The 15,321-nt window shown below is 59.7% G+C and carries 13 protein-coding genes and 1 tRNA gene; 3 read left to right on the top strand and 11 right to left on the bottom strand.

Annotation, left to right across the window (positions count from 1 at the left end):
• Positions 1-49: 49 nt before the first annotated feature.
• The 7 genes from C5L12_RS18475 to C5L12_RS18505 all read right to left on the bottom strand — a co-directional run bounded on the left by C5L12_RS18475 (position 50) and on the right by C5L12_RS18505 (position 6,951).
• Positions 50-125: transfer RNA gene (locus C5L12_RS18475), tRNA-Lys, on the bottom strand.
• Positions 126-353: 228 nt separating this feature from the next.
• Positions 354-1,271 carry a PhzF family phenazine biosynthesis protein gene (locus tag C5L12_RS18480; protein ID WP_105373513.1) on the bottom strand — a complete coding sequence of 306 codons (918 nt, stop codon included), beginning with the start codon at positions 1,269-1,271 and terminating at the stop codon, positions 354-356.
• A 62-nt stretch (positions 1,272-1,333) separates the two neighbouring features.
• Positions 1,334-2,086 (bottom strand): DNA mismatch repair protein MutT, encoded by a 753-nt coding sequence (locus tag C5L12_RS18485; protein WP_105373514.1) that lies wholly within the window; start codon positions 2,084-2,086, stop codon positions 1,334-1,336.
• Positions 2,083-3,192, bottom strand: coding sequence for an endonuclease/exonuclease/phosphatase family protein (locus tag C5L12_RS18490; RefSeq protein ID WP_105373515.1), 1,110 nt, complete (start codon positions 3,190-3,192; stop codon positions 2,083-2,085). The genes C5L12_RS18485 and C5L12_RS18490 overlap by 4 nt, the downstream gene beginning before the upstream one ends.
• A 52-nt stretch (positions 3,193-3,244) precedes the next feature.
• Complete coding sequence (locus tag C5L12_RS18495; protein ID WP_105373516.1) at positions 3,245-4,273, bottom strand: ABC transporter ATP-binding protein; 1,029 nt, start codon at positions 4,271-4,273, stop codon at positions 3,245-3,247.
• Positions 4,261-5,955, bottom strand: coding sequence for an ABC transporter permease (locus tag C5L12_RS18500; RefSeq protein WP_105373517.1), 1,695 nt, complete (start codon positions 5,953-5,955; stop codon positions 4,261-4,263). Before C5L12_RS18500 ends, C5L12_RS18495 begins: the two co-directional genes overlap by 13 nt.
• Before the next feature lie 12 nt (positions 5,956-5,967).
• Positions 5,968-6,951, bottom strand: a complete 984-nt coding sequence (locus tag C5L12_RS18505) for an ABC transporter substrate-binding protein (protein ID WP_105373541.1) — start codon at positions 6,949-6,951, stop codon at positions 5,968-5,970.
• A gap of 240 nt (positions 6,952-7,191) precedes the next feature.
• Between C5L12_RS18505 and C5L12_RS18510 the strand changes: the two genes are divergently transcribed.
• Positions 7,192-9,093: a CASTOR/POLLUX-related putative ion channel gene (locus C5L12_RS18510; RefSeq protein ID WP_105373518.1), complete on the top strand. Its 1,902-nt coding sequence runs from the start codon at positions 7,192-7,194 to the stop codon at positions 9,091-9,093.
• Positions 9,094-9,171: 78 nt separating this feature from the next.
• Here the strand turns inward: C5L12_RS18510 and C5L12_RS18515 are convergent, their stop codons facing one another.
• Positions 9,172-10,398 (bottom strand): aminotransferase-like domain-containing protein, encoded by a 1,227-nt coding sequence (locus C5L12_RS18515; RefSeq protein WP_105373519.1) that lies wholly within the window; start codon positions 10,396-10,398, stop codon positions 9,172-9,174.
• 199 nt (positions 10,399-10,597) lie between these two features.
• Between C5L12_RS18515 and C5L12_RS18520 the strand changes: the two genes are divergently transcribed.
• A complete protein-coding gene (locus C5L12_RS18520) occupies positions 10,598-11,050 on the top strand; it encodes an RbsD/FucU family protein (RefSeq protein WP_105373520.1) in 453 nt (150 codons plus the stop codon).
• 57 nt (positions 11,051-11,107) lie between these two features.
• Here C5L12_RS18520 and ilvC read toward each other — a convergent pair whose 3' ends face one another.
• The 3 genes from ilvC to C5L12_RS18535 all read right to left on the bottom strand — a co-directional run bounded on the left by ilvC (position 11,108) and on the right by C5L12_RS18535 (position 13,923).
• A complete protein-coding gene (gene ilvC, locus C5L12_RS18525; RefSeq protein ID WP_105373521.1) occupies positions 11,108-12,127 on the bottom strand; it encodes a ketol-acid reductoisomerase in 1,020 nt (339 codons plus the stop codon).
• Between the two features lie 39 nt (positions 12,128-12,166).
• Positions 12,167-12,820, bottom strand: a complete 654-nt coding sequence (locus tag C5L12_RS18530) for a TetR/AcrR family transcriptional regulator (RefSeq protein WP_105373522.1) — start codon at positions 12,818-12,820, stop codon at positions 12,167-12,169.
• 200 nt (positions 12,821-13,020) lie between these two features.
• Entirely contained in the window at positions 13,021-13,923 is a 903-nt protein-coding gene (locus tag C5L12_RS18535; protein ID WP_105373523.1) for an AraC family transcriptional regulator, read from the bottom strand.
• A gap of 188 nt (positions 13,924-14,111) precedes the next feature.
• On the opposite strand from C5L12_RS18535, the gene C5L12_RS18540 reads away from it, so the two are divergent.
• A complete protein-coding gene (locus tag C5L12_RS18540; RefSeq protein ID WP_105373524.1) occupies positions 14,112-15,158 on the top strand; it encodes an NAD(P)-dependent alcohol dehydrogenase in 1,047 nt (348 codons plus the stop codon).
• The last annotated feature ends 163 nt before the right edge of the window (positions 15,159-15,321 follow it).

Below are 15,321 nucleotides of genomic sequence, written 5' to 3' on the forward strand. Positions count from 1 at the left end.
GATTACACCGCGAAATCGCGCTCTACCTTCAAACCGTCGTCAGGAAGAATGGTGGGTGATGTAGGGCTCGAACCTACGACCCGCTGATTAAGAGTCAGCTGCTCTACCAACTGAGCTAATCACCCAAGAACCGACTGTTGCGAGGCGTCCTCGCCAGCGGTGTGAGGGCGTATAAAGGGGAACTTCCGGCTTGTCCAGCGCTCCTGCGAAAATTATTTGCCCGAGCAGCCAAAAAATCATTGCAGGTGAAACCTGCAGGCGTCCGAGTTAGGCCCAATTCCTTCTCGACAGACAAATGGAAACCCTTTCAACGGGTTAGTATCGGATGCGTCACCGTCGATAGATCAACCATATCAGATATCCAGATCACCTTCCGCGATCCTTACAGCCTGCCCGCCGATGCGGCCTCTTGCCATATCGCCGTCTTTCACATCGATATGCAGATGAAGGTAGGACGGCCTGCCCATCTCGATCCCCTGCTCCACCAAGATCGGATGGTGCCCGTCGGGAAGGGAATCGAAGTGGCGGATCGCACCCGACAGCGCCGCGACCGCCGCGCCCGTCGCCGGATCTTCCGAAATCCCCATATCCGGAGAAAACATGCGCGCGTGAAATTTCGCCTGGTGGTTTACGCCGCCGCGGCAATAGACATAGGCGGAAGCAAGTCCGCCCTCGACAAACGGGGCAGCTTTCTCCCAAAGGGCCGGATCGAACTCGAGGTTGCGAACGACTCCGATATTGTGCAGTGGAATCATCACGAACGGAACGCCCGCGCTCCAGATCGAGGCGACGTGGTTCTCAAAACCGATATCGCTCTGCTTGACGCTCAGCGCATCAGCCAGACCCTGCCGATCAAGCGGAAGATTGATCCGCTGTGATTTCCTGGGCAGGTCGAATTCTGCAAATCCAACCTCGCCCGCGCGCAGACGCACCGCGCAACGCACCGGCCCGACATTCTCCTCCAGCACGCAGACGAGATCCAAATCAACCTCGCCTGCGCGGTAGTCGCGCTCGGCAAGCGCAACCGCCGTGCCGACCGTCGGATGCCCGGCGAAAGGCAGCTCTCTGCCCGGCGTAAAGATACGTAGCCGGGCGGCGTAGGCGGGATTTTCGGAAGGCTGCACAAAAACGGTTTCGGAAAGATTCATTTCCTTGGCTATGGCCTGCATGGTTTCATCTGCCAGACCGTCTGCGTCGAAAATTACTGCCAGCGGATTGCCGGAAAGCTTCTTATCGGTAAAGACGTCATAGATGCTGTAGCGACGCGCCAACGGAAACTCCCTCCATGATTCCGATCGCGTCAAACTGCCCGACCGGTTGGTCTCGCGCAACCCTATTCGGCAAGCGTTTGCCTCTCTCGGAAATACCAGTCGAGAACCGGCAGCATGCCGACGTTGTAGGGATGGGCGGCGTGATCTCCCGACCGGATCGCCACTGGTCCGGCAATTTCCTTGTCCTCGGCAACCTGCATATGCCGCTCGATCCGGGCGATCATCTCATCCGCCGTCAGTGCAAAATGGAAAAGGCGAAACAACGTCACCGCCCGGTGAAAATGAGCCACATAATATCCGTGGCTTACCTTTGCGTCCTGCAGATCTATCCCCGTCTCTTCCAGCACTTCGCGCCGCATGTTGCGCTCCGGATCGCAGAAACCGTCCACGACGTCCTCCGGTTCGAAGGAGCCGCAGGCAAAATAGACCATGCCCGCATTGGCGGTATGCTCACCCATCCGAATGGCAACCAAGGCACCATCGGACGATTCCAGAACCGGATAGGCATAGATGTGAAGGCCACCGTGCCGTTCCGGCTGCTTTCGCCACCAGAGGAAAGTGGAGAAAGGAACGATGTGCCCTTCGCTGAAAAGACCATCCCGCTCCAGACCTATACGCCGCTGCAGAATCATCCGGCCATCGAAGAGCGCCGGTTTGGCCGCGACCTCCCGCACCCAGTTTTCGGCAGCAGCCTCGCGTTCGGCAATATGGAAAGGATGATCGCCTGTGAGGACGCGCATCTGGACACTTTTCACGTGAAAGACGGTCCTCTCCCGCGGCCAGCCGCAAAAATCTTCGGAAAGGCCGGCGGTCATGCGATCTCCAGCGTCATCACGAGGGGACAATGGTCGGAAGCCTTCGGCCGATCCCAGCCGATCCGCGGGAAGCGCTGCACCTCCTGGCCAGGAGGAAAAACCGTGCGATAGGGTTGCCCACCTCTGACAATCTCCGGAATTACGTCCTGGTTGCGCTCCGCAAGCGCCGGCGATAGCCAGATATAATCCAGCTGGCAAAGATGCTGCTCTTCCGGACCACGGGCATGATAGAGGGTCCAGCGATCCATCACATCCCGCCGCTGCACGGGATTGATGGCAAAACCGTCGTCGGTGAAGACGTCGAGGGCGCTGACCACCTCCTGCCGCGGCTCGAACCGGTAACCCTCGCGCCGGGTGCCGATCACCTGCACTTTTTCCTGGTAGTCGTTCATATCGCCGCAGATTGCGAAATTCTTGTCCGCTGTCCGTCCCGTGCCGAAGCGACGTTCAACGATATGGCGAACCGCTTTTGCCTCTGCGACGCGGATTGCCATGGTGCCGGTACGTCCGTCGCCGTTGTCGCGGGCGCTGCTCATGGATTTGAAGTGGACGACGTAAAGCGAAAAAGGCCTGCCGCCGATCTTCAGATCGAGTTCCAGGCAATCCCGCTTGAAGATCTTGTCGTGCGGCTGGTTGGTCAGCGCCAGGTCGCCATTGAACAGGTCGAGATCCTGATAAGTCAACATCGCGTGGCTGCGCACATCGACAACCTCGATCTTCTCTCCATCGCGCGTCTCCTCGCGCATCAGTACCGCCACATCGATTCCGCGGGAATCGTTCCCCTCGACAAGGTACTTCTGGCGGTAGCCGTTACCGACCATGCGGTAGAGGTAGCCGTATTCGAATGCCTGCAGCGCCGGCATATTGTCGACCTCCTGCAAGCAGAGGATGTCGGCATCGGCTTCCGCAATGGCAAGGGCCGAAAGCTGGCGCGTGTCATCCGTCTCTGCGATCTGGCGGGCCTGTTCGAGCTGATTATAAATCGCCTTGTCCTGCACCTCGTAGAGCCTGAGCACGCGATCCTGGCGAAGCTGATTGCGCCAACCTGAGAAATCGAATCTGGTCATCAGGTTTTCGATGTTGAACGTGCCGAGACGCAGCGCCATCCGGAGGTTTCCCCATTCCTGTCAGCACCATAACGAGACGTTTGCCGAATGGCTACAGCCGCCAGGCCGAATGGATCGCAACCTCAAGCACGTCCCCCGCCTTCGCCGGCTGGCGGCTGAAGGCGCGCAAAGTCTGGCCGTCCGGCAGGGCAAGGCGCAACGCGTACCGTTCACCCTCGAACAAGACGGAAAGCACGGTAGCCGGAATACCGTTCGGCACGACTTCGACATCCTGCGGACGCACGAGCACATCGGCGGCCGGTCCGCTGCGGGACTTCGCCAGCATCGCCTGCATCGCAGGCCAGTCCAGAAGGCGCTTGTCATCATGCGGTGATGCAAGCGACAGGACCGCCCCTTGTCCGACCAAGCCACCGACGAGCCGGCCTTCCGGCCGTGCATAGATCTCTTCCGGCGTTGCCACCTGCAGCAGCCGTCCTTCCGACATGACAGCCACATCCGTGGCCAGCGCCATGGCTTCCGCCTGGTCGTGAGTGACATAGATCATCGTTGCACCCGAGCGGGCATGGAACTCGCGAAAGGTCTCCTCCATCTCCTGGCGCAGATGCCGGTCGAGATTGGCGAGCGGTTCATCGAGCAGAACCACGTCAGGTTCCGTAACCAGGCAACGGGCCAGCGCGACGCGCTGCCGCTGTCCGCCGGAAAGATCGGCGGGGCGGCGATTGGCGTAGCTTTCCAGCCGGACGGCTGCAAGCGCCTCCGCGACCTTGCGCTGTCGCTTCTCCCTGGAGACGCCGCGCACCTTGAGCGGATAGCCAACATTTTCGGTGACGCTCATATGCGGCCAGAGCGCGTAGGACTGGAAGACCATCGCCATGTTGCGGTGCTCAGGTGGCACCATCTCGCCAGCGTCCGCCAGCACCCGCTCGCCAAGCAGGATCGAACCGTCAGTCGGCTGTTCGAAACCCGCAATCATCCGCAGAACCGTCGTCTTGCCGCAACCGGATGGCCCGAGCAGCGCCAGGAAGCCGCCTTCCCTTACGGTCAGCGACACGTCGTTGACCGCAGGTCTGCCGCCCATTTCGAATGACTTCGAGAGGCGGTTCAGGATCAGCTTCGCCACGGCACCACACCTTTCGGCAATCGTTTCGCCATCAGTTCCAACACGATCATCATCGCCACCACCATGACCACCACGAGCACGGAAAGCGCCGACGCGAGATTAAAACTTCCACTGTCATCGAGATTGTAGATCGCCACGCCGAGCGTCTGCGTGCCCGCCGACCAGAGAAGCGCAGAGATCGTCAACTCGTTGCAGGCGATCAGAAAAACGAGGATCACCGAGGCACCAGCTGCTGGAGCCACGAGCGGCACGAGGATGTCTCTGAGCCGGCGGCCGAAGCCGGCGCCGGCAAGCCTTGCCGCCTCCTCGAGCGACGGATCGACCTGGCGGAATGCGCTGACAACCGGTTTCAAGCTTACAGCGAAGAAGCTTGAGAAATAGGCGATCAGGATGATCCAGATTGTTCCGTAAATGGAGACGCCAATGATCGGGATAGGCGCGGCAAAGAGCAGGATGAAGGCAACCGCTAGCACGATGCCCGGCAGTGCATAGGGAATTTCGGCCAGTGCCGATATGACACGGGTAAAGCGGCTTTTTCCTCGCACGAGGAAATAGCCGGTGAGCACTGTCACCACAAGGAGACCGAAGGCCGTGCCAAGCGAGAGACCGATCGAATTGGTGAAGGCGGTGCGCGTCACCGCCTGCCGGAAGAGAATTTCCCGATAAGCGTGAAGCGTAGCGGTCGAGGTGCTCAACGGCACTCCATAGGCAGGCGCCAGGGAGCTGGCGACGAGAGCCGTCAAAGGCATGAAAAGGATCACGAAGATCGTCAGCCAGAGTCCCAGTTCCGCCATCCGGCGCCAACTCCCCAACCGGAAGACCGCGACCTGCCCCGAAAGGCCGATGACGCGATAGTCGCGTCCACGCAGCACCCTTTCCTCAACAGCAAGACCAGCGATCGACAGGATGGCGATGAGCGCGGATAGAAGGGAAACATCACCAAACGTGCCGGGACCGAAGCTTGCGAATTTCGAGTAGATGAGTGTCGGCAGCGTATAGATCGAGGCCGGAATGCCTAGGATGGCCGGAATGCCGAAATTGCCGACGCAGGACACGAAGGCGATCGCGGCGCCGGCCGCGAGGCCTGGTAGCGACAGCGGCAGGATGACATCTCTCAGCACCTGCCAGGACGATGCTCCGGCAAGCCTTGCAGCCTCCACCCCATCACGCGGCAAGGCGAGCAAACCTGCTCTGAGCGAGAGATAGACAAGCGGTGCGTTCTGCACACCGTAGAGAAGCGCGATCCCCCCGATCGAATAGAGCGGCTGCGGCGAGCCGAGCGGCGGAGCGAGACCGATCGCCTTGAGGAGGGTGCTGGAAGGACCCGTCATGCCGATCCACGAGAGGGCCGTCACCTGCGGCGGGATCATCGTCGGCAGCATGAAAAGGAAGCCTAGCGCGGTCTTGCCGCGGATATCGAACAGCGTCAGCAACAACGCGAAGCCGCCACCGAGAAGCACGGCCGCGATCATGCCAAAGAACGAGGTGAAGAGCGTATTATAGGCCGCCTGCCAGACCCCCGGATCGCCGAGCATCTGACGAGCGCCACCCTGCATGGCGGAAGCGATGCCGGTCACGGCCAGCCGCCCGAGCGGCAGCACGCTGAGAAAGAAGATCACAGTTATGACAAAAGGAAACAGCCAGCGTGGCTGGCTGTTTCCCCGATGTGAGGCTCGCGTCATAAGGCGCTTATATCAGCCTTTGATGCCAAAGATATCCGAGAAGGTTTTGACGTCCTTCTCAGAGTTTTTCAGAGCTTCCGACGCCTTGATCGGCAGCACCTTGATCTGGTCGCGCGGCGGGTAGCCGGCCGGCAGATCGACACCCTTGCGAGCCGGAATGTAGCCGAGCTTTGCCGCAACCTTTTGACCGTTTTCGGACAGAAGATAGTCGATGAATTTCTTGGCAGCGTCCGCATGTTTGGTGGAAGCAAGGATTGCAGCCGGTTCGGTGACGGCGGAGACCCCTTCCTTGGGGAAGACGAACTCGACCGGCGCGCCCTTGGCCTTTTCACGGATCGGCAGATAATCCACGACCACACCGTAGGCCTTCTCGCCGGAGGCGACGGACTTCAGGACCGCACCATTGCCGCCGGCAGCGATCGCGCCATTCGTCTTGAGCTGCGTGTAATAATCCCAACCAAGATCCTGAACGCCTGCGAGCGTCTGGGCGTGAATCAACGCGGCACCGGATGCAAGCGGGCTTGGCATGGCGATCAGGCCCTTGGCTTCGGGCTTTGCGAGATCCGCCCAACTCGTCGGCTTCATCGAGGCCTGGGTGTTGTACATAATGCCGGTGGTGATCAGCTTGGTGGAGTGGTAATAGCCATCGGCATCGTAGAGGCTCGGATCAAAATTGGCGGCTTCCGGCGACTTGTAGGCCAACAGCTGGCCAGCCTGCTTCATCCGCTCGAGAGTAACGGTATCGGCGATCAGCAGAACATCGGCGGCCGGGTTGCCGGCCTGGATCTCAGCATTCAGCTTGGCCATTATCTGCGGTGTCCCGTCGCGCACCCACTGCACGTCGAGCCCCGGATTGGCAGCCTTGAAACCATCGACGGTCGCCTGGGCGTCCTCGTTCGGTTGGCTTGTATAAACCACGAGATCGGCGGCCTCGGCAGCACCGGTAAGCATGCCAAAAGCCACTAGGGCCGTGAAAGCGGAGAGAAGGTTTTTCATCGGGGCGTCCCTGTTCGAAGATAAGCGGCGGACGATAAGCATTCCTGCTTGACAGCCATGTGACAGCTTTGGAGAAACTTCAAGCTTTCACCGCACCAACCTCCAACTCCGCCGCAACCGCGGAAATTTACTTTATCAATACTTTTCCTGTGGCGAGGCTTCATACCGAGGTCACTCGCAATTGTATTCATTCACAAATCCTGCCATGCCCTGCATGGGGTAATATTGCGGGGGCACAAGATGAAAAGTCGCGAGCACTGGGGCACACGGCTGCGCTATGAGTTCGACAAGAGCATGGCCGGAGGCGCGATCGCGCTGATCGGCTGGCTGGCACTGATTTCGCTGATCGTCATCATCCTGGCCGGTCTTTTCCTCTCGTTGACGGGCATCGCACCGGAAGGCGGAGAGCCGATGGGTTTCATCGAGGGCGCGTGGGAATCGCTGATGCGCACCTTCGACGCAGGCACGATGGGCGCCGACCAGGGCTGGAACTTCCGCCTCATAATGCTGCTGGTAACGCTCGCGGGGATCTTCGTCTTCTCCGCGCTTATCGGTGTCATCAGTTCCGGTCTCGAAGAAAAGCTGAGCGAGTTGCGCAAGGGCCGCTCCCGCGTACTCGAAACCGAACATACGATCATCCTCAACTGGTCGCCGTCGATTTTCGACGTCATTTCCGAGCTGATCATCGCCAACCAGAGCCGCCGCAATCCGCGTATCGTCATCATGGCGAACAAGGACAAGGTGGAGATGGAGGACGAGATCGCCGCCAAGATCGCCGACCGCAAGAACACCAAGATCATCTGCCGCAGCGGCGATCCGACCGACCTCTATGATCTCGGCATCGTGAACCCGCAGACATCCCGTTCGATCATCGTTCTGTCGCCGGATGGTGACGATGCCGACTCGCAGGTGATCAAGACCGTTTTGGCATTGGTAAATGATCCAAACCGGCGACCGGAAAAATACATGATTGCCGCCGAAATCCGCGATGCCGACAATGCGGAAGTCGCGCGCATCGTCGGCGGCGGGGAAATGCAGCTCGTCCTTGCCGACGATCTTATCGCCCGCATTGTCGTCCATACCAGTCGCCAGGCCGGTTTGAGTGCCGTCTATTCGGAACTTCTCGATTTTGATGGCTGCGAAATCTATACGCTCGACCAGCCGGATATTGTCGGCAAATCCTTCGGCAATGCCGTGCTTGCCTACGACAACAGCACCCTCATCGGCCTTTGCGACAAGGACGGTGCAATCCATCTCAATCCTAACCCCAACCGGATAATCGCGCCCGGCGAGCGTGCCGTGATCATTTCGGAAGATGACGCCTCGATCAGAACCTGGTCCGGGGACATGGGCATCGACAAGAATGCCATCCGCCCGATCATCAAGCGTGGCAAGACGGCGGAGCGCACCCTCATCCTCGGCTGGAACCGCCGCGGGCCGATCATTGCGTCAGAGCTTGCCCGTTACGTGGCGCCCGGCTCGCAGCTGACGATCGCGGCTGATACGGCGGAATTCGAAAGCGAGGTCGCGGCCCTGAAGCTCGACCCCGCCCTCCTGAGCGTCCGACCCCGGGTGATCGATACCAGCAGTCGCCGTGCACTGGACAACCTCGATATCCCGTCGTTCGACCATGTCCTGGTGCTCGGCTACAGCGATGACATGACTGCGCAGTCAGCCGACACGCGTACGCTCATCACACTCCTGCAGCTACGCAAGATCGGCGAAAGAGCCGACAAACATATCAGCGTGGTCAGTGAGATGATCGATGTGCGCAACCGCGAACTTGCCGAAGTCACCCGCGCAGAAGATTTTGTCGTCAGCAACAAGCTGGTCAGCCTCATGCTCGCCCAGGCTTCGGAAAACGAATCCATGGCCGCGATCTTCGACGAGTTGCTGGATGAGGCAGGATCGGAAATCTACATGCGGCCTATGAGCGACTACGTGGATATCTCAAAGCCCCTGAATTTCTTCACCGTGGGTCTCGCCGCCCTGCGCCGCGGCGAAGTCGCGCTTGGCTATCGCCGCCAGCGGGCGGATGACCCGGATATCCGCAATCTCGGTGGCGTTGTCGTCAATCCGAACAGGTCGGAGAAAATCACCTACACCGACAGCGACATGCTTATCGTGCTGGCCGCCGACTAATCGGACAGCCGAAGTAACAAGCGAACTGCCTGCAAAAGCCTGCCGTTCTGCGGCAGGCTTTTGCCAAGGATTGGACGGTCAGGCCGCCGCCCGGATTGCATTGGAAATCAGGCGGCCGAGCCGCTTGATACCTTCGTCTATCATCGCCTCGTCGGCGCAGGAGAAGCTCATGCGCAGCGTATTGGCATTGCTGCCATCCGCATAGAATGCCTTGCCCGGAACGAAGGCGACCTTTTCCGTGGCGATCGATTTCGCCAAGAGTTCGGCGCCGTCCATGCCTTCCGGCAACGTCACCCACACGAACATGCCGCCTTCCGGGCGCGTCCAGGTGGCGGTCTTCGGCATATACTTGTCGAGTGCCGCGAGCATCGCATCGCGGCGCTTGCTGTAGACGGCCTTGATCTTGGCGACCTGGGCGTCGAAACCGCGCGAGGCAACGTGCTCAATGGCGATCTGGTTGATCGTCGAGGAATGCAGGTCGGCCGCCTGCTTCATCAGCACAAGCTTGCGGATGACCGGCATCGCTGCAACCACGAAACCGACGCGCAGGCCCGGCGCCAGCGTTTTGGAGAAGCTGCCGGTATAGATCGTCCGGGTATTTTCGATGCCGCCCTTTCGCGCGATATCAAGCGCCATGATCGGCGGAATGGCCTGCCCGTCATAACGAAGATGCTGGTAGGCGGCATCCTCAATGATTGCGATATCGAGCTCGTCGGCAAGCGCAAGCAGCTTTTCGCGCCCGGCCAGGTCGATCGTCTCGCCGGTCGGATTGGAAAAATCGGCCGAAAGATAAGCGAACTTGACGCCGCCGCCCAACTTGGCCGCAGTGTCGCGATAGGCCTCCGGCGTGCGATTGCCATTCAGCGACAGCTGGTCATAGTTCGGCTCGTAGGCGTTGAAGGCCGAAAGCGCGCCAAGATAGGTCGGCCAGGTGACGAGGGCCGTATCCTTCGGCGACAGGAAGAGCTTGCCGAGATAATCGAGCGCCTGCTGCGAACCTGATGTGATGAAGACATTGTCAGGTGTGCAATCAATGCCGATCTTGGCGACGTCGCGGGCGATCCATTCGCGCAGCGGCTTATAGCCTTCGCTGACCGAATATTGCAGCGCCGAGCCGACCTGGGCACTCGAAAAAATATCCGCATAAGCTTCCTTGAACGCTACATCTGGAAACAGCGCCGGATCTGGAATGCCGCCTGCGAACGAGATGATGTCGGGCTGGTCGAGCAGCTTCAGCAATTCCCGGATTTCCGAAGCACGCATGCGGCCGGAGCGCGTCGCGAAGATATGTTCCCAATCAAGCACGGAATGTTTCCTCTTATTTCAACCTAATATGTCCGATCTTTACACAAAGATCGATAGGTCAGCAATACTGACCTATCGGGTTTTTCCCGGTTTTCTTTGTTTAGCATTGCCCGAACGCGCTTGCCAGAAGAGGCAAGAAAAGAGAGGGTTCCGACCGTCTGACTCACAAGGATCCAGACAGCTCTAGAGGAGGGAAAACATGCTCAAGAACATCGATCCCGCGTTGAACGCCGATGTGCTTCACGCCCTGCGTTCGATGGGACACGCAGACACCTTGGCGGTCGTCGATACGAATTTCCCCGCTGACGCGATCGCCCGGCAGACGACACTGGGCAGGCTGCTCAGGATGGACAACATTTCCGCTGCCCGAGCGATGCAGGCGATCCTCTCCGTGCTGCCCCTCGACACGCCTCTCCAGCCGTCAGTCGGCCGAATGGAGGTCATGGGGGCTCCTGACGAGATCCCGGCACCGCAGCAGGAAGTACAGGCCGAAATCGACGCGGTTGAAGGCCAGTCAACGCCCATGTACGGCATCGAGCGCTTTGCGTTCTACGAAGAGGCGAAGAAAGCCTATTGCGTCATCGCCACGGGTGAAACCCGCTTCTACGGCTGCTTCCTGCTGACGAAAGGCGTGGTACCGCCTACCGGCTGAAAAAGGAAACGCCACGCATCGATCCCGATGCGTGGCGCAGTCTGGAAGCTGGCAAGCTTAGTTGACGGTCTTGTCGACCAGCTTGTTCTTGCCGATCCAGGGCATCATGCCGCGCAGCTTGGCGCCGACTTCCTCGATCTGGTGGCTGTCGTTCATGCGGCGGATACCCTTGAAGCGGGCCATGCCGGAACGGTATTCTTGCATCCACTCGGAAGTAAACTTGCCGGTCTGGATGTCCTTCAGGACGCGCTTCATTTCGGCCTTGGTTTCTTCCGTGATGATGCGCGGACCGGTGACATACTCGCCCCACTCGGCCGTATTGGAGATCGAGTAGTTCATGTTGGCGATGCCGCCTTCATAGATCAGGTCGACGATCAGCTTCACTTCGTGCAGGCATTCGAAATAGGCCATTTCCGGCGCGTAACCGGCTTCCACCAGCGTCTCGAAGCCGGCGCGGATCAGTTCAACCAGACCGCCGCAGAGAACGACCTGTTCACCGAAGAGGTCGGTTTCGCACTCTTCCTTGAAATTGGTTTCGATGATGCCCGAACGGCCGCCGCCGACGCCGCAGGCGTAGGAAAGCGCCAGCTCAAGCGCATTGCCGGATGCGTTCTGGTGAACGGCGACCAGGCACGGCACACCGCCGCCCTTCTGGTATTCGCCGCGAACCGTGTGGCCGGGGCCTTTCGGCGCGATCATGACCACGTCGACCGAGGCCTTCGGCTCGATCAGGCCGAAGTGGACGTTGAGGCCGTGTGCAAATGCGATTGCAGCGCCATCGCGGATGTTCGGAGCGATCTCCGACTTGTAGATGTCGGCCTGCAATTCGTCAGGCGTCGCCATCATCAACAGGTCGCCCCACTTGGCGGCTTCGGAAACGGTCATCACCTTGAAGCCGTCGGCTTCCGCCTTCTTGATCGTGGCGGAACCGGCCTTCAGAGCGATCGCGACATTGTTCGCACCGGAATCCTTGAGGTTCAGCGCATGGGCGCGACCCTGGGAGCCGTAGCCGACGATGACGACATTCTTCGCCTTGATGAGATTGAGATCGGCATCACGATCGTAATAAACGCGCATTGTATGTTCCTTCCCTATGCGTGTGGGTTTGTTAAGGGGTTATCGTCCCGCGGAAATGCCGAGCGTTTCCGCCGATTGTTTTTGCGTGCCGTGAAGCGTCAGGAAGGCTTCCACCGCCTTCTGCGCCTGGCGCGCATTGTCCTTGAGGCCCGGCTCGCCGAGCAGCATGCGCACATGCAGGTCTGACACGATCAGTCCGTAAAGGGTGTGGTATGCGCTATCCGCATTGTCGAAACGCAGGAGCCCTGCCCGCTTGCCCTGCTCGATAAGCGCAATCGCTCGACGGTCGATCTGGCGGCGGCCATGTTCGATCAGGAGCTTGCCGAGCTTGGAGCCCTCGCGGACCGCCTCCGCCTTGTTGATCTGGCCGATCGCCAGCCGGTTAAGCGCCAGCGACACGTCGCCAGCCAGCACTTCCAAAAGGTCGCGCGCAAAGAGTTCGAGATGCTCGCGCAAAAGGTCCGCCGTCAGGCGCTCGCCGGAACGCTCGTAGGTGCGGACCTTGCTCGCCTGGTGAGCGATCATCGCCGCCAGCAGCCCTTCACGGTCGCCAAACCACTTGTAGAGGCTTTCCTTCGAACAATTGGCGGCACGCGCCAGACCCGAAGTCGTCAACGCCTTCTCCCCACCCTCCACGAGCAGCCGAAGCGCCTGTTCCAGAACGGCGTTCTGGCGCGGCGTAAACTCAGGCATATTCGTAGCGTCGGGTCTCACGGCGGTTTTCCTTTCAGTACCGTACGGTACGGTTCTGCCTATAAAGTATCCGACGCGATCGTCAAGCCCGTTCTTTGACGAGTATCATCGAGGATGAAGGATTCTGGGCTGGATGTTCAGTTCCCTGTGTCGCAGCGACAAAGCGCTCGAATTCCCGGTTGATTGCAGGTCTCAGGTCTTTATTCCGCAGCAGCGAGGATCGCATCTACGTCCCTCAGTGGCGACACGCCGTAAAGGCGGCTGTATTCCCGGCTGAACTGCGATGGGCTCTGGTAACCGACCCGATGGCCGGCACTGCCGACATCGAGGCCTTCCAGAAGCATAAGCCGCCGAGCCTCGTGCAGGCGCAGCTTCTTCTGGAACTGCACCGGCGTCATCGCCGTCACCGATTTGAAATGGTGGTGGAGCGAAGACGGGCTCATTCCGACATGGTCTGCAAGGTCCTCGATCCGCAGCGTCCTGTGAAAATTGGCACGCAGCCAGGCAACCGCTCGGGCGATGCGGTTGCTGCGGCTTTCCGACGTCGCGATATGCAGCAGCCGCGGCCCATCCGGCCCGGAGAGCACCCGATAGATGACTTCCTCCTCAATGAGCGGCGCCATGGCCGCGATATCCTCCGGCCGGTCGAGCAGGCGAAGCAGCCGCGTCGCTGCGTCAAGCAGTTCGGGCGTTGCGACATTGGCGACGATGCCGCGCATAGCGTCGGTGCTGGAACTCGGTCGCGGAACGTCGACCCGCTCCAGAAGCGCGGAAAGCCTGCCCGGATCGATTGCGAGGACGAAACATAAATGCGGCGCCTCCGGGCTTGCGACCGTGACGCGCGATGTCACCGGCAATTCGATCGAGGTGAGAAGACAGTCCCCGACGCCGTATGCGATTGTCTCGTCCCCGAGCTTCACGCTCTTGGTGCCTTGCAGCACCAGGCAGATGCAGGGCCGGTAATCCATATAGAGCGGCGCGGACGGGACCGACCGCCGGCCGAGCACGAGGTTTTCGATGGCCGTACACACCTCCCCGTCCTTCTGAACGTGCCGTGCGGCAATTGAGGCCGCCTCGTGGTAGGGGTTGAAGGGCAGTGTCATCGAGACCTCCGATCAGCAAGTGAGTGCTTCCACTAAGCTGAATTAGACCTCCGAGCCAACAGGTTTGCCATCACTTTTGCAGGATCGTGCAAAAAGCTAGCAGGATCGCTCTAACGCTGTTGCACAGCCCGGAGGCATAGTCCGGCCGTCCAATTCCCCCTAAACCCAACAGATGAATGGAGCTTTCCATGGCTATCGCTAGAGGCTATGCAGCGACCGATGCGTCGAAACCCTTAACACCTTTCACCTTCGAGCGCCGCGAACCGAATGACGACGACGTCGTCATCGACATCAAGTTCGCCGGCATCTGCCATTCGGACATCCACACCGTTCGCAATGAATGGAAGAACGCCGTCTATCCGATCGTGCCGGGCCACGAGATCGCCGGAATCGTGACTGCTGTCGGTTCGAAGGTCACCAAGTTCAAGGTCGGCGACCACGTCGGCGTAGGCTGCTTCGTCGATTCTTGCGTCGGCTGCGCTGCCCGTGACCTCGACAATGAACAATACATGCCGGGCCTCGTGCAGACCTATAACAGCGTCGAGGCCGACGGCAAGACGGCGACCCAAGGCGGTTATTCCGACCATATCGTCGTCAAGGAAGGTTACGTCCTCTCTATCCCGGACAACCTGCCGCTCGACGCTTCCGCGCCCCTGCTCTGCGCCGGCATCACGCTTTATTCGCCGCTCAAGCACTGGGGTGCCGGTCCCGGCAAGAAGGTTGCGATCGTCGGCATGGGCGGACTTGGCCATATGGGCGTCAAGATTGGCTCAGCTATGGGTGCCGATATCACCGTGCTCTCCCAATCGCTCTCCAAGAAGGAAGACGGCCTAAAGCTCGGCGCGAAAGAATACTATGCCACCAGCGACGCATCGACCTTCGAAAAGCTCGCAGGCACCTTCGACCTGATCATCTGCACTGTGTCCGCTGAAATCGATTGGAACGCCTATCTCGGTCTGCTGAAGGTCAATGGCACCATGGTCGTCGTCGGCGCTCCGGAAAATGCCATTCCGGTCCACGCCTTCTCGCTCATTCCCGGCCGGCGCAGCCTCGCTGGCTCTATGATCGGGTCGATCAAGGAAACCCAGGAAATGCTGGACTTCTGCGGCAAGCACAACATCGTGTCGGAGATCGAAAAGATCAACATCCAGGATGTCAACGAAGCCTATGAACGCGTCCTGAGGAGCGACGTCCGTTACCGCTTCGTCATCGACATCGCTTCGCTGGCTGCCTGAAACAAAAAAGTCGAAACGGGAAGGGCGGTCCGCGGACCGCCCTTATACATTGAGAGGCCGGAGCGTCTGTTATGATGCTCCGGCCTCGTTTGTCATTGGGGTGATCGCAACACCGCAATGGCTGAGGGCAAAGCGGTTGGGCTTGGCCGCCCTGAACCTTCGT

The organism is Neorhizobium huautlense (genome assembly GCF_002968575.1).
Taxonomy (GTDB): domain Bacteria; phylum Pseudomonadota; class Alphaproteobacteria; order Rhizobiales; family Rhizobiaceae; genus Neorhizobium; species Neorhizobium huautlense.